The following is a 21,293-nucleotide window of genomic DNA, read 5'->3' as shown; positions in this document are numbered from 1 at the left end:
GGGCGGCGATGGCGGAGCGGAACGTGCGGTGGGGGATCCTGGCGACCGGCGGGATCGCGGCGGCGTTCGCCGCGGACCTCGTCGATCTGCCGGACGCGGAGATCGTGGCGGTGGCCTCACGGCGGCGGGAGTCGGCGGAGGCGTTCGCGGACCGGTTCGGGGCGGAGCGGGCGTACGGCGACTGGGAGTCGCTGGCGGCGGACGAGGACGTCGACGTCGTGTACGTGGCCACTCCGCACGTGGCGCACCGGGCGGCGGCCGGGCTGTGTCTGGAGGCGGGGCGCAACGTGCTGTGCGAGAAGCCGTTCACGCTGAACCTGCGCGAGGCGGAGCAGCTCGTCGCGCTGGCCCGGGAGAACGGCCGCTTCCTGATGGAGGCGATGTGGATGTACTGCAATCCGCTGGTCCGGCGGCTGAAGGCGCTGGTGGCGGACGGGGCGATCGGCGAGGTGCGGACCGTGCACGCCGACTTCGGGCTGGCCGGCCCCTTCCCGGCGGCGCACCGGCTGCGGGACCGGGCGCTGGGCGGCGGCGCGCTGCTGGACCTGGGGGTGTATCCGGTGTCGTTCGCGCAGCTGCTGCTGGGCGAGCCGGACGCCGTCGCCGCGAGTGCGGTGCTGTCTCCGGAGGGCGTCGACCTCCAGACCGGTGCCCTGCTGTCCTGGGAGAGCGGCGCGCTGGCCTCGGTGCACTGCTCGATCGTCGGCGGTACGGCGGTCACCGCTTCGGTCACCGGTTCGCGCGGCCGGATCGACGTCCCGGCGGGCTTCTTCCACCCCGACCGGTTCGTGCTGCACCGGGACGGCCGGGAGCCCGAGGAGTTCGCCGCCGACCCGGCCGACGGGCCGCGGACCAGCCTCCGGCACGAGGCGCTGGAGGTGATGCGGGCGCTGCGGGCGGGTGAGAAGGAGTCGCCGCTGGTGCCGCTGGAGGGCACGCTCGCGGTGATGCGCACGCTGGACGCGGTGCGGGAGCGGGTCGGGGTGCGCTATCCCGGGGAAGAGCCGACCGCGGTCACCGGATAACCGTATGGCGGACATCGGATTCCGCATGACGGACTGCGCGCCTAGGCTGCGGAACCATGACTGACAGGCAATCGAAGATCGCGGTGGTCACCGGCGCCGGCTCCGGCATCGGGCGGGCCGTCGCCGTGGAGCTGCTGCGCCACGGCTGGTCGGTGGCGCTGGCGGGCCGGCGCACCGAGACGCTGGCGGAGACGGCGGCCCTGGTTCCGGAGGCCGCCTCGCTCGCCGTGCGCACCGACGTGTCCCGGCCCGAGGACGTGGCGGCGCTGTTCGCGGCGACCGTGGAACGGTTCGGCCGGGTGGACCTGCTGTTCAACAACGCGGGCACGTTCGGTCCGGGCGGGGTGCCCGTGGAGGACCTGCCGTACGACGCCTGGCGGCATGTGGTGGACACCAACCTCAACGGGGCGTTCCTGTGTGCCCAGGCGGCCTACCGGCGGATGAAGGAGCAGGACCCGCAGGGCGGCCGGATCATCAACAACGGTTCCATCTCGGCCCACGCGCCCCGCCCGCACTCGGTCGCCTACACCGCGACCAAGCACGCGCTGACCGGTCTGACCAAGTCGCTGTCCCTGGACGGGCGGCCGTACCGCATCGCGGTCGGCCAGCTCGACATCGGCAACGCGGCAACCGACATGACGACCCGGATGCAGACCGGCGCGCTCCAGGCGAACGGGGAGGTAACCCCGGAACCGGTGATGGACGTGGCCGATGTGGCGCGCACGGTACGGCACATGGCCGAGTTGCCGCTGGAGGCGAACGTGCAGTTCGCGACGGTATTGGCGACGACGATGCCCTACATCGGGCGAGGTTGAGCCGCACCCCTCCACGCGCACAAGCGGAATACCGACATCCGCGGTATTGCGACCGGTCGCGGGCGTATGCTCAACTTTCCTCCACGAGAGCTTCACAGTTGGAGCACGGGAGTTCCGCAGCCACTCCGAGGGGGGAGGCGGCAGCCGTTCCACCGGACCGGGGTCGGGGGCGCCTCGCGGCGACGACCGCGAGCCGCACGCCGGTGGGTGGAACGGCCGCCGCACACATCACCGACGGCCACGACCGCGGGCGCGAAGCGGCGGATGGAACGGCGCCGCACCCGACGCCGGCAGCCACGAATGCGGGCGGCGAAGCGGTACATGGAACGACCGCCACACCCGACGCCCGCAGCCACCACCGCAAACGCGAAGCGGTACATGGAACGACCGCCACACCCGACGCCCACAGCCACCACCGCAAACGCGAAGCGGTACATGGAACGACCGCCACACCCGACACCCGCAGCCACCACCGCGAACGCGAAGCGGTACATGGAACGACCACCGCACCCGACGCCCACAGCCACCACCGCGAACGCGAAGCGGCGGATCGCACGAGCGCCGTACCCGGCGCCCGTCCGCTCAGCTCCGGTCGCCGGTCCCGTCCTCGCCCTCGCCCTCGCCGCCGGGCGTCGTCCGTGCCGTGCGCCGGCGCAGGGCCCAAACCCCGGCACCCAGCAGGGCGACCGCCCCGGCCGCGCCCTCCGCCAGATGCCATGGCGAGCCGCCCCCGGCCGCGGAGCCGGGCGCGCCGGCCGACGCGCGCGCGGCCTTCCGCGCGGCCGCCGTGCCCGAGCGCGCCCCACCCGCACTGATCGGTTCGACCAGCGTGCCCACCGCCTGGGCCGAACGCCCGTGGGTGAAGCCCCAGTCGAGCAGCGCGGCGGTCTGCTCGTAGACGGTGTTGCCGCCGGCGTCGGGGTGCATCACGGTGACCAGGAGCGTGCGCCCGCCCCGGGTGGCCGCGCCGGTGAAGGTGTTGCCGGCGTGGCTGGTGTAGCCGTTCTTCACGCCGATCAGGCCGTCGTACGTCTTCAGGCCCCACGCCCCGGTCAGCAGCCGGTCGGTGTTCTGGATCTGGAAGGTCTTCCTGCCGCCCGCCGGGAAGTCGGCGGTCCGCATGCCGCAGTAGCCGCGGAACTCGGCGTCCTTCAGGCCGTGTCGGGCGAAGAGCGTGAGGTCGTACGCCGAGGAGAGCTGCCCCTTGTGGTCGAAGCCGTCGGGGCTGACCACATGGGTGTCGAGGGCCCGCAGGTCCTCGGCCTTGGCCTGCATCTCGGCAACCGTCCTGGCGATGCCGCCGTTCATGTGGGACAGCACGTGCACAGCGTCGTTGCCGGAGCGCAGGAACACGCCCTGCCACAACTGCTCGACCGTGTAGGTGATACCCGGCTTGATGCCGACGAGGCTGGAGCCCGCCGGGACGTCGGCGAGGTCCGCGTCGGTGACCCGGTACCGCTCGGCCCGGCCGAACTTCTTCAGGACGGTGTCCGCGAACAGCATCTTCAGCGTGGACGCGGGCGCGAGCCGCCGGTGCGCAGCGAAGGAGGCGAGTACCTCCCCGCTCGCGCAGTCGGCGACCAGCCATGAGCGGGCCGTCAGCTTCTGGGGCAGTCCGGAGGCACCACGCACCTGGACACCGCTGCGGGCCAGACGCTCGCCGCCGACGACAGTCGTCGCGGCGGCCTCGGTGGCCGTGGACAGGGGAAGCGCGGCGACCGCCAGCCCGAGGGCGGCACGCCGGCTGAGCCGGGAACATTCACGCACCCGGGGACCGTACACCGCGTCGAGCAGGGGTTTCGCGAGCGAAGGCGCGGAACGGCAGGGAATTTGCCGCGTCATGAAAATCCGATGAGTCCTCCCCGGTTTCACCACCCGCGGACATCAAGGACCTTCTGCGGGCGGGAGGTTCGGCGCTGCCCTGAGGGGACCTGCCGGCCCCCACGCTCCGACGCCGGGAGTCGAAGCCTGCGCGAACGCCCGCCCCGGGGGCCTGGTCGACCGGTTCACGCCTGTCCGGTCTCGAACCGCGAGATCCGCCCGTCGTCCTCGACGGTGAAGGACCACCTCGTACGCATCTCGCCCCAGGTGTCGTTGCGGTAGCGCGCCAGCAGGGTACGGCCGCCGTCGGACTCGTTGTCGACGTCCATGTGCCCGCGGGAGGAGAAGATCTCCCGGTCGATCCACTCGGCGAGGTCCCGGTCGGAACCGTCGTCGGCCATGGTCGCATCCGGCGCGAGCAGGGCCATGAGGCTTTCGCGGTCGTGGGAGTTGACGGCGTGGACGAAGGCCCGTACGGCCGGATCGCTGAGCCTGGTCGGCTGAATCGTCATGGCGCCAGGCTCACACCGCTTCTCCCGGGCCGCCACCCGAACGGCGGCCGGGACGGGCCGGGTGGCCCCATCGGTGCGAGGGTGGGCCACGAGAGGGACCTGTCCGCCTGTCTGCCGGGAGTCACCGTGAGCTGTTACGACCGACGCGATCTGGGCCTGCTGCTGCTCCGGCTGAGCACCGGCGGGATACTGGCGGCCCACGGCGCGCAGAAGCTGTTCGGCTGGTTCGGCGGGCACGGCCTGGAGGGCACCGGCCAGTTCATGGAGTCCGTCGGCTACGCGCCCGGCAGGGCGAGCGCCACAGCGGCGGGTCTGGCGGAGGCGGGCGGCGGCGCGCTGCTGACGCTGGGCCTCGCGACCCCGGCGGCGGGCGCGGCGGCGGCCGGCGCGATGGCGGGGGCGGCGACGGTGCACGCGCCCAACGGCTTCTTCGCCCAGGAGGGCGGCTACGAGCACGCGGCGAGCCTGGGTCTGGCGGCGGTCGGCCTCGCCGTCGCCGGCCCGGGCCGGCTCTCCCTCGACCATGCCCTCGGGCACGTCTTCGACCGCGGCTGGATGGTCCCGGCCGCCCTCGGTGTGACGGCGGCGGCGACGGCCGTGGTGGTGGGGGCGCGCAACCGGCGGGTGCGGCGGCAGACGGCGGGCGAGCAGGAGGCACTGTTCGAGGAGTGAGTGTCTTTGCTGGGCGGAGACTTAAGCGGCAGACGAGTCGGGCTGTACGCCGGGGAGAGCTACCGCAACGCCATGACCTGCGCAAACGCGCAGGGAGGGCGCTTCTGTGGCTACCTTGATGGGTACGTGAGGAGACGCCCCCGCCCCGGAGCGGCCCGGACGGGGGCTTCGTCGTTCTCAGGGTTCAGACGGTCTGCTCGATGCGCTCGAAGATGTCCGAGTCCGTCTCCTGCTGCCAGGTCGGCAGGTCATCCCAGTCGGCGACGTATCCAGGCTTCGGGTCCTCGAAATGCTTGAACATCTGGGCGGTCCAGCAGATCGCGACGAAGCGGCCCTTCTGCTCGCGGGTGAGCCGTGTGGCGTGCCCTGCGCTGATCCCGATGAAGTCACGCACCTGTCCGTATACTGCGGCGGCAGCCTCGCGCTCCCACTCGGGCGTCTCGTCCCACGGAGTGACGTAGCCGGGCTTCGGCTCACCGGGGTAGTGCTTGTTCACACCGGCGATCCATGCCTCGCGGAAGATCCGACCGTCACTCATGCACGTGTCCCTCTCGTCATGCGGTGCGCGAAAGCGCCGCGATTCGGTGATCCAGATCCGAGACTCGACCATCGGACATGAGCGGAGCAAGACGCCCCCGAAGTCCGTCCAGCTTCTTGCCGATGAATCCCGAGTTCGACCGGTCGGCCAGACCAAGCACTGCCTCCGCGTACTGCACGACCTGATCGATGTCACCCCGGTGGGCCCCGAGGACGGCAAGGTCGCTCAGTACGGCGGCGCGACGGCGCAGGGACAGCGGTTGGGCGAGGGCTGCGGTGAGGGCATCTTCCGCGAGGTCGGGACGGCCGAGCTGGAGGTAGCAGGCCCCTCGTTCCTCGGGGAGGCGGGAACCGTCGAAGCGGAGCCAGCCGCCGTTGTGGGAGTGGCCGTCGAGGGAGTGCACCTTCTCGGCTTCGTCTAGGGCCCGGACGCAGCCGTCGATGTCGCCCATGGCCGCGCACACCTGGGCCTGGACGGCGGCGACCCAGTGGCGGGTGGACAGTGCACTGTCGCCCCGCCGGGCGATCCGGGAGGCCACCGCCAGCAGGGGCTGGGCAGCGGGCGCACGGCGCGCGTACAGCTCGACGTAGGCGTGGCGGGTCATGGCACAGGCCCAGAGGTCGTGGTCACCACCAGCATGAGCAGCGTTGGCAGCCAGCGTGTAGCACTGGGCGGCGTCGGTGTACCGGTTGGCGTCGAAGAAGAGTTCGCCGGCGAGCTGGTAGAGGTCGGCCGTCATCGTGCACAGCGGGGCCCGGTCCGCTGCGGTACGCGCCTCGGCCAGGCCCTTCGTCAGGACGTCGAGCTGCTTGCGGACCGCCGGGAAGACGGTCGGCTTGGAGTCCGAGAGAGTGAAGACCTGCCACAGGCTGCGGTGTAGCTCCTCCCCTGTCTCCAGCAGCGCCGCCACTGTGTGTCCTCGCGGAGCCTCGTCCGACCCGGGCAGGGTGACCAGCGCACCCGTGACGGCGAGCAGGCCCAGGACATCGCGGCGCTTCATATCGTCATCATCACCATGGAAGAGGGGTGGGTTGTCAGGAAGCACGGCGGTTTCGGCTGGCTGTTCTTCGAAGAGAAGCCCTTCCAGCTCGGAGAGGGTGGCTCCTAACAGGCTGGCGATCTTGGGCCGTTGGTGCGGTTGTGGGGTGGCGCGGCCACTTTCCCAACGAACCACGGTGGACGCGGCCACCGTAAGCGCTTCTGCGAATTCCTCCTGAGAGTAACCCTTTGCCACCCGCCGCTCGGCAAAGCGCCTACGCCTTAAAGCCATCGGACTCCCCTCACGAAGAGCGCCTTCCTCACTCGCAACACCCGACGCCCGGAAAACGCCTGGGCAATGCGCGGGGTCCGCTCTGGAAGACGGTAACGGATCGCCGTTCACTGGTCACACACCGCTCGGAGGTTGAAGGACCCCCCAGGCGGCTCCCCTAAGACAACGGGCCGCGCGCCCCGTCCCGTCCAGGCTGCGACCAGCTGCTGCCCCATCAGAGAGGAGCGACCGCGTGACAACCTCCGAACTGCCCCGCAGGAACCCTGGCGCCAGCGGCCGTACGTACACGCCGTCGGAGCCCCAACCGGGTGCGCCGAGCCGGGCTCTGCGGGTACGGGCGGCCAGCGGCTGGGAGAAGTTCATGCGCCGCAGCGAGACGCGGCAGGAGACGGAGACGTGAACCCGGTCGGGCCCGACGGCTACGAGCAGCACCCGCTCCTGAACACGAACGTCCGCGACGTCGCCTCGCGCGGGGAGGGCGTTCTCGTCGCCGTCACGCACGAGCTCCACAGCCACGGCACTGTCCGGGTCGCGCACATCCGGCCCGAGAGTGGCGTCGAGTGGACGACCGCGGCCGACAACATCCAGGCGGCTCGCCCCTGAGGCCGTGTCCACGGATCGCCGTCCGCACCGTACCGGCGCGGGCGGAGAACAGTGCCGGATCCCTCCCCACCCCCAGCTCAGGGAGAGCCAGGGGGAGAACAGCCAGCTCTGCCCCCGTAGGAGCAGACGTTCAAGCCCCGCTCACCCCTATCAGGCCCTTGCCTGCGGGGACGTCCCGCGTCTGGGTGAGCGACTTCCTGCGCCACTCCACTTTCAACCCAAGGAGTCCCATGACCGCCTCCGTCGCATTCCCCGCCCCCACGCGGCCGTGGGGTGTGGGCCGACTCGCGCCCTACCCGACGACCATCCGCCGGCCCCACGCCACGGTCGCCATCGACGCCACGACGCAACTCGGGGTGTTCCGCGACCGCGCCGGCCAGGTGGTCGAGATGGGCAAGCACGGCACCAGCTCCGGAACCGAGACCTCCACGACGACGAACTCGGACTCCAAGAACGATCAGGGTCACGATCAGGACAGCAGCCAGGACTGATGACCATGACCGAGGAGAGGCCGGTTCTGGTGGCCACCGAGGCGGACGACATCACCGCCGACATGGTGATCACCGAGCTCAACCGGCGCGATGTGCCGGTGGTCCGGTTCAACCTCGCCGACATCGGCGAGGGCCTTACGGTCTCGGCTCGGTTCGGCACCTGCCCGGCCCCTGTGGTCGGGCAGGTGCGCACCCCGTCGAGAACCGCCGACCTGACCCGCGTCCGATCGGTGTACTGGCGCCGCCCGGAGTGGCCGTCGTTCCCCCACCTGTCCCCGGACGACTCCCGTTTCGCGGCGGCGCAGGTCCGCTACGGGCTCGGGGGCACGCTCTATGCCTTGGACGGCCCGCTCTGGGTCAACCACCCGTTACGCATCGCCGCGGCCGACTACAAACCCGCTCAGCTCGCCCTCGCCCAGCAGCTCGGCTTCACCGTCCCGTCCGCCCTCGTCACCAACGACCCCGCCGAGGCACGCGAGTTCATCCGCACTCAAGGAGACACGATCTTCAAGACGCTGCGGTGGACCCGGTACGCGCGCGACGGCGTGCCGGTGACCGGTTGGGCCGACCCCGTCACCGCCGACGAGATCGACGACAGCGTTCGCATCACCCCGCACCTGTTCCAGGCCCGCGTGGACAAGGTCGCCGACCTCCGCGTCCTGATCGTGGGCCCGCACACCTTCGCCGTACGTATCGACTCCGAACTGCTGGACTGGCGCAAGGACTACAGCGTCCTGACATACACCGTCGAACACCTCCCCGACAGCGTGGACAAGGCACTGCACGCCTACCTGGACCGTCTGGAGCTGGTATCGGGGAGCTTCGACCTCGCGGTGGACCGGGCGGGGGTCTACTGGTGGCTGGAGCTGAACCCCAACGGACAGTGGGGGTGGCTGGAGAAGGAGATCGGCCTCCCGATGTCCGCCGCCTTCGCCGACCTACTCGTGCAAGGAGACCGCCGATGACCGACCCGGCATCCGAGCAGCGCCGCATGGTGGCCGTGCTCGCGAACAAGGGCGTCCTGAAGTCCCCCTGGCTGCGCGGGGCCGTCGAGACCATCCCCCGCGAGCGGTTCCTCCATCCTGGAGTCTTCCTCGACGAGGGGCGGACCTGGCGGCCCGTCACCGCCCTCGGTACCGCCCCGGACGAGTGGCTGAAGATCGCGTACAGCGTCGACACCCTCACCACCCAGCTCGACGGCCACCTCACCGCCGACCGGGCCAGCGAACCCGTCGTGGGCGTGCCCACGTCGTCCTCGACCGACCCGACCACCGTCATCGGCATGATGGAGGCCCTGGACCTCACGGCGGGACACCGCGTCCTGGAGATCGGCACGGGCACCGGCTACTCCACGGCTCTGATGTGCCACTACCTCGGCGAGGACAACGTCACCACGGTCGAGGTCGACTCGCAGGTGGCGGCACGCGCCGATGCCGCCCTGGAATCCGTCGGCTACTCGACGTGGACGGTGACGGGCGACGGGCTTCTCGGCCATCCGCACCGGGCACCGTACGACCGGGTCATCGCCACCTGCGCGGTGCGTCGCATCCCGTACACATGGGTCCGGCAGACGAAGCCCGGTGGCATCGTCCTCAGCACGGTCGGCTCCTGGCCCTGGGGAACCGGTCTCGCAAAGGTCACCGTTGGCGATAACGGCACCGCCGAGGGTGCGATCATCGGACGCTCCTCCTTCATGCAGGCGCGGTCCCAGGCAGTGACCCCCTTGGCCGGCGACCTCTCTGCCCGCACCGCCTACGCAGACAGTAAGCGGCCCGCGCTGGTGTCTCCCCTCGTCCTAGAGGAGTGGATGCCCGCATTCCTCGCGCAGCTCGCCGCACCCGGTGCGCAGTTCGTCCGCGGCGCCCGCAGCGACGGCTCGCCCTTGCGGTACCTCTTCGATCCGGAGCGAGAATCGTTCGTCGAGTTCATCTCCGACGGCGAGAGCTGGACCGTCCGCCAAGGCGGCCCCGTGGCCCTGTGGGACGACATCGAACGCTCCCTTGTCGCCTGGCAGAACGCCGGGGCTCCGGATATCGATGCGGTGCGACTCCGCGTCACCGACCAGTCCCACGTGTACTGGATCGACGACTGCCCGTCGCTGCGCTTGGAACACCGGCTCGCCTGAACCGCTACCCTCCGAGGGAGCCGCCCCCCAGCCCGTAGGAAGCACGATGGACGACGAACCGCTCTCCGAATGGGTCAAGCGCCGTGACATGAAGATGGGACAGCTCCGCGCGGCCCCTCTCGTCCCTGGCGAAGGCCTGCAGGGGGCGCATCTGAATCCTGACGCACCCCGCGTGATCGAGCGATGGAACGGGCACATCTGGGAGTTCTACGGCTGCGCGGTGAACCTCGCCGAGGCACAGCGCATCCTGTACCCCGATAACAAGGTCGCCCCAGCCTCGGGGTCGGCGCCGAAGCTCGGTCCCGGAACCGGCAGGCACCGGAAGCCTCAGACACCGCGATAGTCCCGGCAACGAGTAATAGTCAGAACATCAATGGATCACTCGGGAAGGTACGCCCTTCGCGTCCTCCCCGGACCCGATCCACAGGTCTTGAGCATTGCTCCCCGGCAACGAGCTTCATCCGCAATCCAGAAAGATCCCCGGCCAGGAGAAACACGTGACCAGGGGTCTTTCCCACCGCGCCGACAGCCGACTCGAGCCAAACGCATCTGAAAATCGCTTCCGCCTAATGGCGGACGAACGCCACAATGACGCCCGTGAGCGACGACGTATCTCGGGACCTCTGGGCACAGAGGGTCTACCTGACCTGGCTGGCACGCGATGCCGCTATGCACTGGCAGCTCTGGAAGCCCTGGTCGAGCTCGCCCGAAGTGCTCCGGTACCGCCGACCGCTTGGATCTGCTTCGAGGACCTCCTCAGCTTCACCGGCAAGGTTTCCAGGATGTTGTGGCCCGTTAAGAAGAAAGGCAAGGGGCAGACCGACGAAGGCTTGCGGTGGCGGAAGGCCCGGGGCGCATATCTGCGAGATGCACTCGCCGTGGAGGACGAGTCTCCTTTGGCGGCTCGGGAGGTTCGAAACGGTAGCGAACACTTTGATGAGCGCCTGGACGAATGGATCGTCCACCTTCCCCGCCCAACACTTGAGGATCTGCAGGCTGGCGCTGTAACGGGGTTCCCTGCGCCTCCCATGCGTCTTGTCGATGCGCAGGCGGGGACGATTGCGGTGGACGGGGCCACGCTGGACCTGAAGGCCATGGATGAGGAGCTTCACCGCATTCTGGCCAGAATCGAGGAGCTTGAGCCTTCTGTGGCCGCGTTGCCGAATCCCGAGCTGGCCGCAGCATTGGCCAGCCTTTCGCCCGTCCCACTCATCCCGTTTGACGCTCCGGCCCAAAAGTTTGACGGTATCGAAGCGTGGCTGGACGAGCGCAAGCGGACCGATTCGCCGCCACAAGATCGCCGCCCAGAACCTGGAGAAACACAGGCGTAGCCATAAAGAGTGAGCACGCCGCTCGCTGCGCCGCAAAAGGCCCGGGCCAGGTAAGCACCTGCCCGGGCTCCCCGACGCCACGAGGCATGGCTACCTTCGTGGCTACGTACGTAGTCGCACGGTCCCGTTTGAACCGGTGCGGACCAGGGTCCAGCGAGACCCGCCCATACATCGAAAAAAGCCTCTGCCCTGCGTTTTTACTGGTCAGAAGCCCTAAGCGGCAGACGAGTCGGGCTGTACGCCGGGTTCTGTTCCCCGGTGTCCTCGCGGACGCCGGGGCGACGGCCATCCATCTAGGGCCGGCGTTGCCGCCGGCCTCGTGCGGTCTACCCGCGGACTCGGGCGGGCAGCCCTCGAACGTCCGCGCAGGGCGCTTTTCACGGCGCCCCTCTTGACCTTGCTCCGGGTGGGGTTTACCTAGCTGCCCAGGTCACCCTGGGCACTGGTGGTCTCTTACACCACCGTTTCACCCTTACCGAGAGCCGTCCTCTTCAAAAGAGCACAGCCTCGGCGGTCTGCTTTCTGTGGCACTGTCCCGCGGGTCACCCCGGGTGGCCGTTAGCCACCACCCTGCCCTGTGGAGCCCGGACGTTCCTCGGGAAGCCCCCTAGGGGGACTCCACGCGGCCGTCCGCCCGGCTCGTCTGCCGTGCCGACCATGGTACCGGGCGATCGGCTCGCCGTGGACCGGCGGCCGTGGCCAGGACCGAGCCGGTCAGGATGAGCGCGAAGGCGGCCAGCACCGTGGGGGTCAGCGGCTCGGACAGGAACAGTGCGCCCGCGGCGACCGCCACCGCCGGATTGACGTAGGTGATCACCGTGGCCCGGGTGGGACCGGCCTCCCTGATCAGCTCCAGGAACGCCACGAAGGCCACGGCGGTGCAGACCACGCCCAGCCCGGCGAGCGCGGCCAGCACGGTGGGCGAGGGCAGCGCGGACGGGCGGGTCAGGGCGGCGGCGGGGGCGTAGACCAGGGCGGCCAGGGTCAGGCAGGCGGTCGTCAGGTGGAGGGACGGGACCTCCTTGAGATGGCGGGCCGCGATCAGCGGGGCGGTGGCGTAGCCCAGGATCGTCAGCAGGACCTCCGCCAGCGAACGCGCGTCTCCGCCGGTCAGGTGCGGAAGGGTGAGGACGGCCACGCCGGCGAGGCCCAGCGACAGGCCCGCCACCCGGCGGACGCCGAGTTGTTCCGTGTCGCCCAGGAACCGGGCCAGGACCACGCCGACGATCGGCACCCCGGCGATCAGCAGGCCCGCCGTCGAGCTGGACAGGTGCCGTTCGGCGTCGGTGAGGGTGAACCAGGGGATCATGATCTCCAGGACCGCGAAGGCCAGCAGGGGACGCCAGTGGGTCCGTATCGCCGTGCCGAAGCCGCCTTGGCGCAGGGCGAACGGGAGCAGCAGGAGCGCGCCGAGCGCACACCGCGTGAACACCACCACCGGCGGGGACACCGCGTCCACCGCCACCTTGATCATCAGATAGGGGATGCCCCAGACCACTCCCATCAGGGAGAACAGGAACCAGCCGCGTGCAGTCATGCGGCCGAGTGTCTGCCTCCCGGTCCCGGGCTGTCTTGAACGCTGTTGCGATAGGCCGCGGGGGTCACCCCGAGCACCCGGCGGAACCAGCGGGTCAGGTGCGCCTGGTCGGCGAAGCCGACGAGGGGGGCCACCTCGGCGGGGCGCAGGCCGCTCTCCAGCAGGGCCCGCGCCTTGGCCACCCGGTGCTGGGCGAGCCAGGCGTAGGGGGGTATGCCCATCGTCGTCCGGAAGGCGCGCAGCAGCTGGTAGCGGGAGAGGCCGAGGTCGGTGGCGAGCAGGGCGAGGGACGGCGGGTCGGTGAGTTCGTCGGCGAGGCGGTCGCGGACCGTGCGGGCCACGGCGCCGGCGCCGGGGACGCGGCCGGGGGCCGGTCTCGCGGTGGAGTGGCGCTGGGCGAGGGCGGTCAGCAGCCAGGGCAGGACGGACTCGGCCTGCAGGGCGTCGGGGCAGGCGCTCAGTTCCGTGTGGGCGGTGCGCAGGGCCGCGGCCAGCGCGGGGTCGTCGAGGAGGGGTTCGCGGAAGTGCGGCAGGCCGCCGAGGGTGCCGTCGGCCAGCAGGGACGGCTCGGCGTACAGGGCCCGGTAGGCGTAGCCGTCGGTGGTGTTCCCGGGGCCGCCGGTGTGCATCTCGCCGGGTTCGAGGACGACGATCCGGCCCGGGCCGGTGCGGATGTGGCCGCCCCGGTAGTCGATGATCTCGGAGCCGCCGACGCAGACCCCGATGGTGTACTCGTCGTGGGCGTGCGGGGCGTAGACGTGCCGGCGGAAGCTCGCGGTGAGCAGGTCGAGCGGGGGCCCGCAGCGGCCCAGTCTGGCCCGTGTCCACCGTGCCTGCTCCCCCATGGGCCTGTCCCTCCGCCGTACACCCGTCAGCGATGCAACACCGGAAGGCCCCGCTTCCATGCCGCGTCCAGGTCGGCGTCAGCCGTCATGGGTCACCGTGTGGGGAGCCGCTCGACGCTGCCGCGACGTCGGCGTCCGAGCTCGACGGGCACCTGGTCCGGGGGCGTCGGTCCGGAGCGCCGGCAGCGGCTCGCTGCCGCGACGTCGGCGTCCGAGCTCGACGGGCACCTGGTCCGGCAGGGGGCGTCGGTCCGGGAGCGCCGGCAGCGGCTGGGTGCACTCCTGGACGCCGACGGGCCGGCCGCCGACGACTCCGCCTTCCTCGTCCGGGCCCTCGCCCGGTGACGCGGAGCTCGCGGCGGGCGGACGGCGAGCGCGGGCCGGGGCCGGGTGGGCGGTACGCCGTACCCTGGCGCGGAGGTCTACGTAAGGAGTACGTGTTGCTGGTCCTGCTGCCGCCCTCCGAAGGCAAGGCGAACTCGGGCGAGGGTGCCCCGCTGGAGCTTCGGTCGCTGTCCCTGCCGGGGCTCACCGCCGCGCGGGAGGCCGTGCTCGGGGAGTTGGTGGAGCTGTGCTCCGGCGACGAGGAGAAGGCCCGTGAGGTGCTCGGGCTGAGCGAGGGCCTGCGGGGCGAGGTCGCGAAGAACGCCGGGCTGCGCACGGCCGCCGCCCGCCCCGCCGGGGAGATCTACACCGGTGTCCTCTACGACGCCCTGGGCCTGGGCACGCTGGACGCGGACGCGCGGCGGCGCGCGGCGGACTCGCTGCTGGTGTTCTCCGGACTGTGGGGCGCCGTGCCGGTGACGGACCGGATCCCCTCCTACCGCTGCTCGATGGGCGTGAAGCTGCCGGGGCTGGGCGCGCTGGCCGGGCACTGGCGGGCACCGATGGCCGAGGTGCTGCCGGAGGCGGCCGGGGCGGGGCTGGTCCTGGACCTGCGGTCCTCGGCGTACGCGGCGGCCTGGCGGCCGAAGGGCGAGGTGGCCGGGCGGACGGCGACGGTACGGGTGCTGCACGCGCCGACCCGGAAGGTCGTCAGCCACTTCAACAAGGCGACCAAGGGCCGGATCGTCCGCAGCCTGCTGACCGCCGGGGCCGTGCCGGAGGATCCCGCCGAGCTGGTGGCGGCGCTGCGGGACCTGGGGTACGCCGTGGAGGCGGAGGCGCCCGGGAAGGCGGGCAAGGCGTGGGCGCTGGATGTGCTGGTGGAGGAGATCCACTAGGCCACCCCCGCTCGCGTTGCAGCATATGCAACGCCCATTGCGCGTGATGCAGCCGCTGGGCACGATGAGGGCATGACCCCGCCGCTGCCCTCCTCCTCGGCTGCCTCCGTCCTGGATCTCGCCCCCGTCGTGCCCGTCGTGGTGCTCGCCGACGCCGCCGACGCCGTACCGCTCGCGCGGGCACTGGTGGCGGGCGGGCTGCCGGCGATCGAGGTGACCCTGCGGACCCCGGCCGCGCTGGACGCGATCCGGGCGATCACCGCCGAGGTCCCGCAGGCCGTGGTCGGGGCGGGCACCGTGCTCACCCCGGAACAGGTGGAGGCGTGCACGGCGGCCGGGGCGGGATTCCTGGTCAGCCCGGGCTGGACCGAGGTGCTGCTGGAGGCGATGCGCGGTGCCGGGGTGCCGTTCCTGCCGGGGGTGTCGACCACCTCGGAGGTCGTGGCGCTGCTGGAGCGCGGGGTACGGGAGATGAAGTTCTTCCCGGCGCAGGCGGCGGGCGGTACGCCGTATTTGAGGTCGCTGGCCGGGCCGTTGCCGCAGGCCCGCTTCTGTCCGACCGGCGGGATCGGCCGGGCCACCGCGCCGGAGTATCTGGCCCTGCCCAACGTCGGCTGCGTCGGCGGCAGCTGGATGGTCCCGGCGGACGCGGTGGCCGCCGGGGACTGGGGCCGGGTCGAGGAGCTGGCGCGGACCGCGGCCGGACTCAGGGACGCAGATGGGACGTGTCGTTGAACAGCCGTACGCTCGCGTTGCCGTCCGCGTAGTACGCCACCGCCGACAGGGAGGCCGCCGAGAGTTCCATGCGGAACAGCGACTCGGGCGGGGCGCCGAGGGCGAGCCGCACGAAGGTCTTGATCGGGGTGACGTGGGTGACCAGCAGGACCGTGCGGCCCGCGTGGGCCGCGACCAGCTCGTCCCGGGTGGCGGCGATCCGGGCGGCCGTCTCGGCGAAGCTCTCGCCGCCGCCGGTGGGGCGGGCCTGCGGGTCGGCGAGCCAGGCGTTCAGGTCCTCCGGGTGGCGCTCGCGGACCTCGCCGAAGGTCAGGCCCTCCCAGGCGCCGAAGTCCGTCTCGCGCAGGCCGTCTTCGACCGTGACGTCCAGGCCCAGGCGGGCGGCGACGATGCCGGCGGTCTCGCGGGTGCGGGCGAGCGGGGAGGCCAGGACGGTCTGAATGGTGCCGCGCCTGGCCAGAGCCTCGGCCACGCGCTGGGCCTGCGCACGGCCGGCGTCGGACAGGGAGGGGTCGGTGCCGCCGCTGCCGGAGAAGCGCTTCTGGGGGGTGAGCGGGGTTTCACCGTGGCGGAGGAGCACGAAGGTGGCGGGGGCGCCGAGGTCGGGGGCGGCGCTCCAGCCGGGACGCTGCTCGCGGGAGGCGGCCAGGGGTGCTTCCCCACCGGAACCGGAGGGCGCCTGCCCACCGGAGACGGACGGGCGCTGCTCATCGGAGACCGACGGGCCCCGCTCACCGGAGACCGACGGGCCCTGCTCACCGGAGACGGGCAGGCCCTGCTCACCGGGGACCGACGGGCCCTGCTCACCGGGGGCCGAGGGGCGCTGCTCACCGGGGGCCGAGGGGCGCTGCTCACCGGGGGCCGAGGGGCGCTGCTCACCGGAGACGGGCAGGCGCTGCTCGTCGTCAGCCGGCGTCGTCTGCTGGGCGGGCGCCGGCCCGGCGGAGCGGCCTTCCGCAGCCGCGTCGCCCTTCACCAGTGCCGCCCGCACCCGCGCCGCACCCGCCGTCGCGTCCCCGGGCGGGCCCGAGGGCTCCGGTACGGCGGACGGGGTGTCCAGGTCGGCCCGGGACGACGAGGGCGACCACTGCCGCCCCTTCGCCCCCGCGTCCATCGCCTCGTTGGCCAGGCGGTCCGCGTGCTTGTTGCGGTCGCGGGGGATCCACTCGTAGGTGACCCGATCCGGCGGGAAGACCGACCTGGCCTGGGTGGCCAGCGGCTTCATGCCGGGGTGTTTGATCTTCCAGCGGCCCGACATCTGCTCGACGACGAGCTTGGAGTCCATACGCACGTGGACCGACGCGGACGGGTCGAGGGCGTGGGCGGCACGCAGACCGGCCAGCAGGCCGCGGTACTCGGCGACGTTGTTCGTGGCGACGCCGATGTACTCGGCCGCCTCCGCCAGCGTCTCCCCCGTCGCCGCGTCACTCACCACGGCGCCGTAGCCCGCCGGCCCCGGGTTGCCCCGGGACCCGCCGTCGGCCTCGACGATGAACTCCCTCACCCCTGAAGCCCCTTACAGACCCGACTCCGCCGTGCGCACCAGGATGCGGCGGCAGTTCTCGCAGCGGACCACCGTGTCCGGCGCCGCAGTGCGGATCTCGTTCAGCTCGGTGATGGCCAGCTCCTGCCGGCAGCCCTGGCAGGTGCGGGCGTACAGCTTGGCCGCGCCGATGCCGCCCTGCTGCCCGCGCAGCTTGTCGTAGAGCTTGAGCAGGTCCGCGGGGACGGACCCGGCGACGATCTCGCGCTCCTTGGTCACCGACGCGGCCTCGGCGTCGATCTCACCGAAGGCCGTGTCCCGGCGTCCGGTGGCGTCGTCGATCTTCGACTGCACGGAGGAGACCCGCTCGGTCAGCTCGCTCACCCGCTCCTGCGCGGACTCGCGGCGCTCCATGACCTCCAGGACCACGTCCTCCAGGTCGCCCTGCCGCTTGGCGAGGGAGGCGATCTCGTGCTGGAGGTTGGACAGGTCCTTCGGCGAGGTGACCGCGCCGGAGTCCAGCCGCTGCTGGTCGCGGGCGGCGCGCTGGCGCACCTGGTCCACGTCCTGCTCGGCCTTGGTCTGCTCGCGGGCGGTGTCGCTCTCCTCGGTCTGCGCGGCCACCAGCAGGTCGCGCAGCTGCGTGAGGTCCTTGGTCAGCGACTCGATCTCGGCGTGCTCGGGCAGGGACCTCCGCTTGTGCGCGAGCTGCTGCAGGCGGACGTCGAGGGCCTGGACGTCGAGGAGTCGGATCTGGTCGGCGGGCGCGGCGTTCAGTTGGGGGCTCCCGTTAGCTAGAGGTGGTGATGGACGCCGCGTGGGCGGTCCAGGGGTCGGTGACCGTCTTGGAGACGTGGACGCGCAGGTCCCAGCCATGGCGGTCGGAGATCTCGTCGAGCTGGCTCGCGGCCAGCTCGCACCAGGGCCACTCGGTGGCCCAGTGCGCCGCGTCGAGCAGCGCGAGGGGACTGTGGGCCACCGCTTCCGAGGCAGGGTGGTGGCGCAGGTCGGCGGTGAGGAAGGCGTCGACGCCGGCCGCACGGACCTGGTCGAAGAGGCTGTCGCCGGAACCGCCGCTGACGGCGACCGTCCGGACGACGGCCTCGGGGTCGCCGGCCACCCGGATGCCCTGCGCGGTGGCGGGCAGCCGCTCGGCGGCGCGGGCGGCCAGTTCGCGGACGGTGAGCGGGTGGTCCAGTTCGCAGACGCGTCCGAGGCCCCGGCACCCGTGCGGATCGGTGGGGTCCGGCACGAGGGGTCGTAGGACCCGGAGGTCCAGCGCCCCGGCGAGCGCGTCGGAGACTCCCGGGTCGGCGGTGTCGGCGTTGGTGTGGGCGACGTGCAGCGCGATGTCGTTCTTGATCAGCGTGTGCACGACGCGGCCCTTGAAGTGCGTGGCCGCGACCGTGGTCGTACCGCGCAGATAGAGCGGGTGGTGGGTGACCAGCAGGTCGGCGCCGAGCTTCACCGCCTCGTCGACGATCTCCTGGACGGGGTCGACGGCGAACAGGACCCGGGTGACCTCCTGGTCGGGGTCGCCCACGACCGTGCCGACCGCGTCCCAGGACTCGGCCCGCTCGGCGGGCCACAGGGTCTCCAGCGCGGCGATGACTTCAGACAGACGGGGCACGGGGCAAGGCTACCTGGCTGTTCGACGGGGCTGTACCGCATGCGTCCGCTCTGTCCCCGCTCAGCACAGACGCCCCGGTTTCTTCAGGTGAATCGCTTCTGCGCCACCCGTACGTGTGAAGCGGCCGCCGGTGGATCCCACCCTTGCGCGTGCGAAAACTAACTTCGTCGCCGGAGGTGACCGAACGATGACGGCCTGTGCGATCGAACCCCCGTCGACGGGCGCGGAGGACGGCGGGACGAGGTGCGCCATCACGGCGGACGGTACGTACGCCGCCCGGCTCGCGCCGGCCGGTGACTCCTGGTTCCCGGAGCGCTGGACCCTGGACGGCCCCGAGCCGTACGCCGTGCCGCTGCCGGGCAACCAGCCGGAGGAGCCGGGCACCGGGGTGCAGCCGATGGGTGACGGCAGGGTGCTGATCCACCGGCTGGTGGCCGAGCGGCACGCCTTCTCGCTGCTGTACCCGACCGGCCCCGGCACCGGCGAACTGCCGCTGGGCGCGGTGGAGTGCCCCGAGCCCGGCACCCGGCTCGCGCTGCTGCCGCCGGCACCGGGGGGCATGCGGGCGTACGCCCTCGCCGTCGGCCCGCGCTCCAGCGTGGTGTGGCTGGTGGCGGGCGGGGCGTTCGGTCCGGAGCGGCTCGCCGAGGTGCCGGGGCGCTGCTCGGGCGGGGTCTGGCTGGACCGCGGCGGACGGCTGCTCGCGCTCGACCGGGAGCTGGGCGGGCACACCAAGACGGTGGTGGTGGACCTGGAGCGCGCCGGCGAGGTCTCGCCGCTGCTCCAGATCGCGGACGGCAGCGACGACCGGCTGCTGCTCGCCGACCCCGACAGCGGACTGCTGCTGATCTCCTCGGACGCGCCCTCCCCCGGGCAGGAACGATTGGGCTGGGGAGTGCTCGGCAGCACCCTGCCGGTGCGGTTCCCCCAGTGCCTGCGGCTGCCGGAGTGCGCGGTGACGCCGTTCGCGATCCAGCCGGGGCAGGTGCTGACGCCGGAGAACTGCGCGGTGGCGCTGCGCGTGGACGGGGCGTTGGGCACCTGGGTGGGCATCTGGCGGCCGGCCGAGCGGCAGGTCCGGCACCTGCCCGCGCCGCAGGGTTGGCTGGCGGGGGCCGGGCTGTGGACGGAGGACGGCGTGCTGCGGCTGCCGTACGCGACGGAGGTGACTCCGTGCGGTGTGGCGGCTCTGACGGCACCGCGGACCGGGCCGCCGGAGCAGGCCCGAGGGACGGCGGAACCGGAGCCCGCGGCGGTGGAACCGGAGCCCGCGGCGGCGGTGGCGACCCGTCCGGTGCCGTTGCAACAGGCGCCTCTGGGACGTCTTGTAACGAAGTAGTGGCGGTTGGCGTGTGCGCCTGGATTCGGCCCGTCGCGCGCCGGTTAAAATCGCCCGGCTGTACGAAAGATCATGTTGACGGGGTGAATACGTCCGATGAGCGACACCAGCACAACTGAACAGTTGTCTGCCGACTCCTACGAGACCGTCGGCCACGGCCGGCACCGGGGCCCGCTCTCGGCCCAGGAGAGCGAGACGGTTCCGCACGGCCGGCACCGCAAGCCGGTCCACGAGTCGGCCGAGGCGGCTGCCTGACGGCAGTGCGGAAGAGGGGGCGCCCGAACGGGAGCCCCCTCTTTTCTGTTCCAGCGGTGCGCACCGTTTCCTCCGTCAGCCCTCCCGCCGCCCCTGTGGGTTCACCCGCGCCTGAGTCCCAGCACCTCCGCCGCCGCGAAGGTCTCCCCCGGCGGCCGGTCCGCGTAGTGCGGGGTGAGCAGGGCGTCGAGTTCGTCGTACGTGAAGGTGTCCTGCTCGCTGTCGAACCTGGCCCGCACCCGGGGCCGTTCGACGATCGCGACCATGCCGCCGTGCACGACGAGCAGCTGGCCGTTGACCTGGGCGGCGGCCGGCGAGGCCAGATAGCCGACGAGGGGGGCGACATGCTCGGGGGCGAGCGGGTCCAGACCCTCGTCCGGTCGCCCGAAGCCCGCGAAGACGTCCTCGGTCATCCGGGTCCGGGCGCGCGGGCAGATGGCGTTGGCCGTGACGCCGTACTTGGCGAGGGCGAGGGCGGTGGAGGTGGTCAGGCCGACGACTCCGCCTTTCGCCGCCGCGTAGTTGGGCTGGCCGGCGGACCCGGCGAGGAACGCCTCCGAGGAGGTGTTCACGATCCGCCCGTACACCGCCGCCCCGGCCGCCTTGGACCGCTCCCGCCAGTGCGCGGCGGCGAAGCGGGTGGTGTTGAAGTGTCCCTTGAGGTGGACGCGGATCACCGAGTCCCACTCGTCCTCCGCCATGGAGAAGACCATGCGGTCGCGCAGGATGCCGGCGTTGTTGACGAGGATGTCCAGCTTTCCGAACTCGGCGACGGCCAGGTGGACGAGTTCACCGGCCTGTGTGAAGTCGGCGATGTCTCCGCAGTGCGCGAGGGCCTCGCCGCCGGCCGCGCGGATCTCCTCCGCGACCTGCTCCGCGGGCCCCGCCGACGCTTCGCCCGACCCGTCCCGGCCCGGTCGCCCCTGGTCGTTGACGACGACGGCCGCGCCGAGCCGGGCGAGTTCCAGGGCCTCGGCCCGGCCGAGGCCGCGTCCGGCGCCGGTGACGATCGCGGAGAGTCCCTCCAGTGGCAGTGACATGGG

24 protein-coding genes, 1 other RNA gene and 2 pseudogenes are annotated in these 21,293 nt (G+C 71.8%); 15 read left to right on the top strand and 12 right to left on the bottom strand.

Annotated features, from left to right (window positions below; genetic code table 11):
- Window positions 1-8: 8 nt before the first annotated feature.
- Together ACIGYR_RS11000 and ACIGYR_RS10995 are read left to right on the top strand one after the other, a co-directional pair.
- On the top strand, window positions 9-1,025 hold the full coding sequence (locus tag ACIGYR_RS11000) for a Gfo/Idh/MocA family protein (RefSeq protein WP_391839717.1): 1,017 nt from the start codon (window positions 9-11) through the stop codon (window positions 1,023-1,025).
- Between the two features lie 56 nt (window positions 1,026-1,081).
- On the top strand, window positions 1,082-1,840 hold the full coding sequence (locus ACIGYR_RS10995; protein ID WP_399595701.1) for an SDR family oxidoreductase: 759 nt from the start codon (window positions 1,082-1,084) through the stop codon (window positions 1,838-1,840).
- A gap of 582 nt (window positions 1,841-2,422) precedes the next feature.
- Here the strand turns inward: ACIGYR_RS10995 and ACIGYR_RS10990 are convergent.
- Window positions 2,423-3,607 carry a D-alanyl-D-alanine carboxypeptidase family protein gene (locus ACIGYR_RS10990; protein WP_399595702.1) on the bottom strand — a complete coding sequence of 395 codons (1,185 nt, stop codon included), beginning with the start codon at window positions 3,605-3,607 and terminating at the stop codon, window positions 2,423-2,425.
- Between the two features lie 239 nt (window positions 3,608-3,846).
- Entirely contained in the window at window positions 3,847-4,173 is a 327-nt protein-coding gene (locus tag ACIGYR_RS10985; RefSeq protein WP_391838811.1) for a nuclear transport factor 2 family protein, read from the bottom strand.
- Window positions 4,174-4,299: 126 nt separating this feature from the next.
- Here ACIGYR_RS10985 and ACIGYR_RS10980 point away from each other — a divergent pair, with 126 nt between their 5' ends.
- The gene (locus tag ACIGYR_RS10980) at window positions 4,300-4,845 is read left to right on the top strand and encodes a DoxX family protein (protein ID WP_399595704.1); all 546 of its coding nucleotides are present in this window, start codon (window positions 4,300-4,302) and stop codon (window positions 4,843-4,845) included.
- A 184-nt stretch (window positions 4,846-5,029) separates the two neighbouring features.
- On the opposite strand, the gene ACIGYR_RS10975 is transcribed toward ACIGYR_RS10980, so the two are convergent.
- The 3 genes and pseudogenes from ACIGYR_RS10975 to ACIGYR_RS10965 form a co-directional block, all read right to left on the bottom strand.
- Window positions 5,030-5,383, bottom strand: coding sequence for a hypothetical protein (locus ACIGYR_RS10975; RefSeq protein WP_399595705.1), 354 nt, complete (start codon window positions 5,381-5,383; stop codon window positions 5,030-5,032).
- 16 nt (window positions 5,384-5,399) lie between these two features.
- Entirely contained in the window at window positions 5,400-6,383 is a 984-nt protein-coding gene (locus tag ACIGYR_RS10970) for a hypothetical protein (protein ID WP_399596505.1), read from the bottom strand.
- 93 nt (window positions 6,384-6,476) lie between these two features.
- Window positions 6,477-6,653 (bottom strand): annotated as a pseudogene (locus tag ACIGYR_RS10965) (multiprotein-bridging factor 1 family protein); the annotation flags it as partial.
- Between the two features lie 232 nt (window positions 6,654-6,885).
- On the opposite strand from ACIGYR_RS10965, the gene ACIGYR_RS10960 reads away from it, so the two are divergent.
- The 7 genes from ACIGYR_RS10960 (at window position 6,886) to ACIGYR_RS10930 (ending at window position 11,203) form a co-directional block, all read left to right on the top strand.
- The gene (locus tag ACIGYR_RS10960; protein ID WP_399595707.1) at window positions 6,886-7,053 is read left to right on the top strand and encodes a hypothetical protein; all 168 of its coding nucleotides are present in this window, start codon (window positions 6,886-6,888) and stop codon (window positions 7,051-7,053) included.
- A complete protein-coding gene (locus ACIGYR_RS10955) occupies window positions 7,050-7,256 on the top strand; it encodes a hypothetical protein (RefSeq protein ID WP_399595708.1) in 207 nt (68 codons plus the stop codon). Before ACIGYR_RS10960 ends, ACIGYR_RS10955 begins: the two co-directional genes overlap by 4 nt.
- Window positions 7,257-7,486: 230 nt before the next feature.
- Window positions 7,487-7,747 (top strand): putative ATP-grasp-modified RiPP, encoded by a 261-nt coding sequence (gene tgmA, locus ACIGYR_RS10950; RefSeq protein ID WP_399595710.1) that lies wholly within the window; start codon window positions 7,487-7,489, stop codon window positions 7,745-7,747.
- 5 nt (window positions 7,748-7,752) lie between these two features.
- Window positions 7,753-8,712, top strand: coding sequence for an ATP-grasp ribosomal peptide maturase (tgmB, locus tag ACIGYR_RS10945; RefSeq protein WP_399595711.1), 960 nt, complete (start codon window positions 7,753-7,755; stop codon window positions 8,710-8,712).
- Window positions 8,709-9,872, top strand: a complete 1,164-nt coding sequence (gene tgmC / locus ACIGYR_RS10940; protein WP_399595712.1) for an ATP-grasp peptide maturase system methyltransferase — start codon at window positions 8,709-8,711, stop codon at window positions 9,870-9,872. The genes tgmB and tgmC overlap by 4 nt, the downstream gene beginning before the upstream one ends.
- Window positions 9,873-9,918: 46 nt before the next feature.
- Window positions 9,919-10,215 carry a DUF6087 family protein gene (locus tag ACIGYR_RS10935; protein WP_399595714.1) on the top strand — a complete coding sequence of 99 codons (297 nt, stop codon included), beginning with the start codon at window positions 9,919-9,921 and terminating at the stop codon, window positions 10,213-10,215.
- Between the two features lie 154 nt (window positions 10,216-10,369).
- Window positions 10,370-11,203, top strand: coding sequence for a hypothetical protein (locus ACIGYR_RS10930; RefSeq protein WP_399595716.1), 834 nt, complete (start codon window positions 10,370-10,372; stop codon window positions 11,201-11,203).
- A gap of 221 nt (window positions 11,204-11,424) precedes the next feature.
- Here the strand turns inward: ACIGYR_RS10930 and rnpB are convergent.
- From rnpB to ACIGYR_RS10915, 3 genes and pseudogenes are all read right to left on the bottom strand, one after another.
- An RNA gene (gene rnpB / locus ACIGYR_RS10925) (RNase P RNA component class A) lies at window positions 11,425-11,845 on the bottom strand.
- Window positions 11,846-11,960: 115 nt separating this feature from the next.
- Window positions 11,961-12,677, bottom strand: a pseudogene (locus tag ACIGYR_RS10920) (DMT family transporter); the annotation flags it as partial.
- A 59-nt stretch (window positions 12,678-12,736) separates the two neighbouring features.
- Window positions 12,737-13,585, bottom strand: coding sequence for an AraC family transcriptional regulator (locus tag ACIGYR_RS10915; RefSeq protein WP_399595718.1), 849 nt, complete (start codon window positions 13,583-13,585; stop codon window positions 12,737-12,739).
- A gap of 99 nt (window positions 13,586-13,684) precedes the next feature.
- Here ACIGYR_RS10915 and ACIGYR_RS10910 point away from each other — a divergent pair, with 99 nt between their 5' ends.
- The 3 genes from ACIGYR_RS10910 to eda all read left to right on the top strand — a co-directional run bounded on the left by ACIGYR_RS10910 (window position 13,685) and on the right by eda (window position 15,543).
- Window positions 13,685-13,930, top strand: coding sequence for a hypothetical protein (locus tag ACIGYR_RS10910; protein ID WP_400014190.1), 246 nt, complete (start codon window positions 13,685-13,687; stop codon window positions 13,928-13,930).
- Between the two features lie 95 nt (window positions 13,931-14,025).
- A complete protein-coding gene (yaaA, locus tag ACIGYR_RS10905) occupies window positions 14,026-14,808 on the top strand; it encodes a peroxide stress protein YaaA (protein WP_399595720.1) in 783 nt (260 codons plus the stop codon).
- A gap of 72 nt (window positions 14,809-14,880) precedes the next feature.
- Window positions 14,881-15,543, top strand: a complete 663-nt coding sequence (eda, locus tag ACIGYR_RS10900) for a bifunctional 4-hydroxy-2-oxoglutarate aldolase/2-dehydro-3-deoxy-phosphogluconate aldolase (RefSeq protein WP_399595722.1) — start codon at window positions 14,881-14,883, stop codon at window positions 15,541-15,543.
- Here eda and ACIGYR_RS10895 read toward each other — a convergent pair.
- From ACIGYR_RS10895 to ACIGYR_RS10885, 3 genes are read right to left on the bottom strand one after another with little or no spacing between them, the layout of a single operon-like run.
- Window positions 15,515-17,047: a bifunctional RNase H/acid phosphatase gene (locus ACIGYR_RS10895; RefSeq protein WP_399595724.1), complete on the bottom strand. Its 1,533-nt coding sequence runs from the start codon at window positions 17,045-17,047 to the stop codon at window positions 15,515-15,517. The genes eda and ACIGYR_RS10895 overlap by 29 nt on opposite strands.
- A gap of 12 nt (window positions 17,048-17,059) precedes the next feature.
- Window positions 17,060-17,803, bottom strand: a complete 744-nt coding sequence (locus ACIGYR_RS10890) for a zinc ribbon domain-containing protein (protein WP_399596506.1) — start codon at window positions 17,801-17,803, stop codon at window positions 17,060-17,062.
- Window positions 17,804-17,816: 13 nt separating this feature from the next.
- Complete coding sequence (locus ACIGYR_RS10885) at window positions 17,817-18,656, bottom strand: Nif3-like dinuclear metal center hexameric protein (protein WP_399595726.1); 840 nt, start codon at window positions 18,654-18,656, stop codon at window positions 17,817-17,819.
- 187 nt (window positions 18,657-18,843) lie between these two features.
- Between ACIGYR_RS10885 and ACIGYR_RS10880 the strand changes: the two genes are divergently transcribed.
- Window positions 18,844-19,995 (top strand): hypothetical protein, encoded by a 1,152-nt coding sequence (locus tag ACIGYR_RS10880; RefSeq protein WP_399595728.1) that lies wholly within the window; start codon window positions 18,844-18,846, stop codon window positions 19,993-19,995.
- Between the two features lie 96 nt (window positions 19,996-20,091).
- Window positions 20,092-20,250 carry a hypothetical protein gene (locus tag ACIGYR_RS10875; RefSeq protein WP_399595729.1) on the top strand — a complete coding sequence of 53 codons (159 nt, stop codon included), beginning with the start codon at window positions 20,092-20,094 and terminating at the stop codon, window positions 20,248-20,250.
- A 101-nt stretch (window positions 20,251-20,351) separates the two neighbouring features.
- Here the strand turns inward: ACIGYR_RS10875 and ACIGYR_RS10870 are convergent, their stop codons facing one another.
- The gene (locus ACIGYR_RS10870; RefSeq protein WP_391838776.1) at window positions 20,352-21,290 is read right to left on the bottom strand and encodes a 3-oxoacyl-ACP reductase; all 939 of its coding nucleotides are present in this window, start codon (window positions 21,288-21,290) and stop codon (window positions 20,352-20,354) included.
- Window positions 21,291-21,293 lie beyond the last annotated feature (3 nt).

Origin of the sequence: Streptomyces sp. NPDC053076 (genome assembly GCF_044546845.1) — a bacterium.
GTDB lineage: Bacteria > Actinomycetota > Actinomycetes > Streptomycetales > Streptomycetaceae > Streptomyces.
This window is presented reverse-complemented; position numbering and strand designations above follow the sequence as displayed.

Excerpts from the sequence above, each read along its gene's own strand:
- ACIGYR_RS10870 (WP_391838776.1), bottom strand. The coding sequence starts at position 21,290 with ATGTCACTGCCACTGGAGGGACTCTCCGCGATCGTCACCGGCGCCGGA.
- tgmC (WP_399595712.1), top strand. The coding sequence starts at position 8,709 with ATGACCGACCCGGCATCCGAGCAGCGCCGCATGGTGGCCGTGCTCGCG.
- ACIGYR_RS10915 (WP_399595718.1), bottom strand. The coding sequence starts at position 13,585 with ATGGGGGAGCAGGCACGGTGGACACGGGCCAGACTGGGCCGCTGCGGG.
- ACIGYR_RS10935 (WP_399595714.1), top strand. The coding sequence starts at position 9,919 with ATGGACGACGAACCGCTCTCCGAATGGGTCAAGCGCCGTGACATGAAG.
- ACIGYR_RS10985 (WP_391838811.1), bottom strand. The coding sequence starts at position 4,173 with ATGACGATTCAGCCGACCAGGCTCAGCGATCCGGCCGTACGGGCCTTC.
- ACIGYR_RS10970 (WP_399596505.1), bottom strand. The coding sequence starts at position 6,383 with ATGAAGCGCCGCGATGTCCTGGGCCTGCTCGCCGTCACGGGTGCGCTG.
- eda (WP_399595722.1), top strand. The coding sequence starts at position 14,881 with ATGACCCCGCCGCTGCCCTCCTCCTCGGCTGCCTCCGTCCTGGATCTC.
- ACIGYR_RS11000 (WP_391839717.1), top strand. The coding sequence starts at position 9 with ATGGCGGAGCGGAACGTGCGGTGGGGGATCCTGGCGACCGGCGGGATC.
- ACIGYR_RS10995 (WP_399595701.1), top strand. The coding sequence starts at position 1,082 with ATGACTGACAGGCAATCGAAGATCGCGGTGGTCACCGGCGCCGGCTCC.
- tgmA (WP_399595710.1), top strand. The coding sequence starts at position 7,487 with ATGACCGCCTCCGTCGCATTCCCCGCCCCCACGCGGCCGTGGGGTGTG.
- ACIGYR_RS10875 (WP_399595729.1), top strand. The coding sequence starts at position 20,092 with ATGAGCGACACCAGCACAACTGAACAGTTGTCTGCCGACTCCTACGAG.
- tgmB (WP_399595711.1), top strand. The coding sequence starts at position 7,753 with ATGACCGAGGAGAGGCCGGTTCTGGTGGCCACCGAGGCGGACGACATC.
- ACIGYR_RS10975 (WP_399595705.1), bottom strand. The coding sequence starts at position 5,383 with ATGAGTGACGGTCGGATCTTCCGCGAGGCATGGATCGCCGGTGTGAAC.
- ACIGYR_RS10880 (WP_399595728.1), top strand. The coding sequence starts at position 18,844 with ATGACGGCCTGTGCGATCGAACCCCCGTCGACGGGCGCGGAGGACGGC.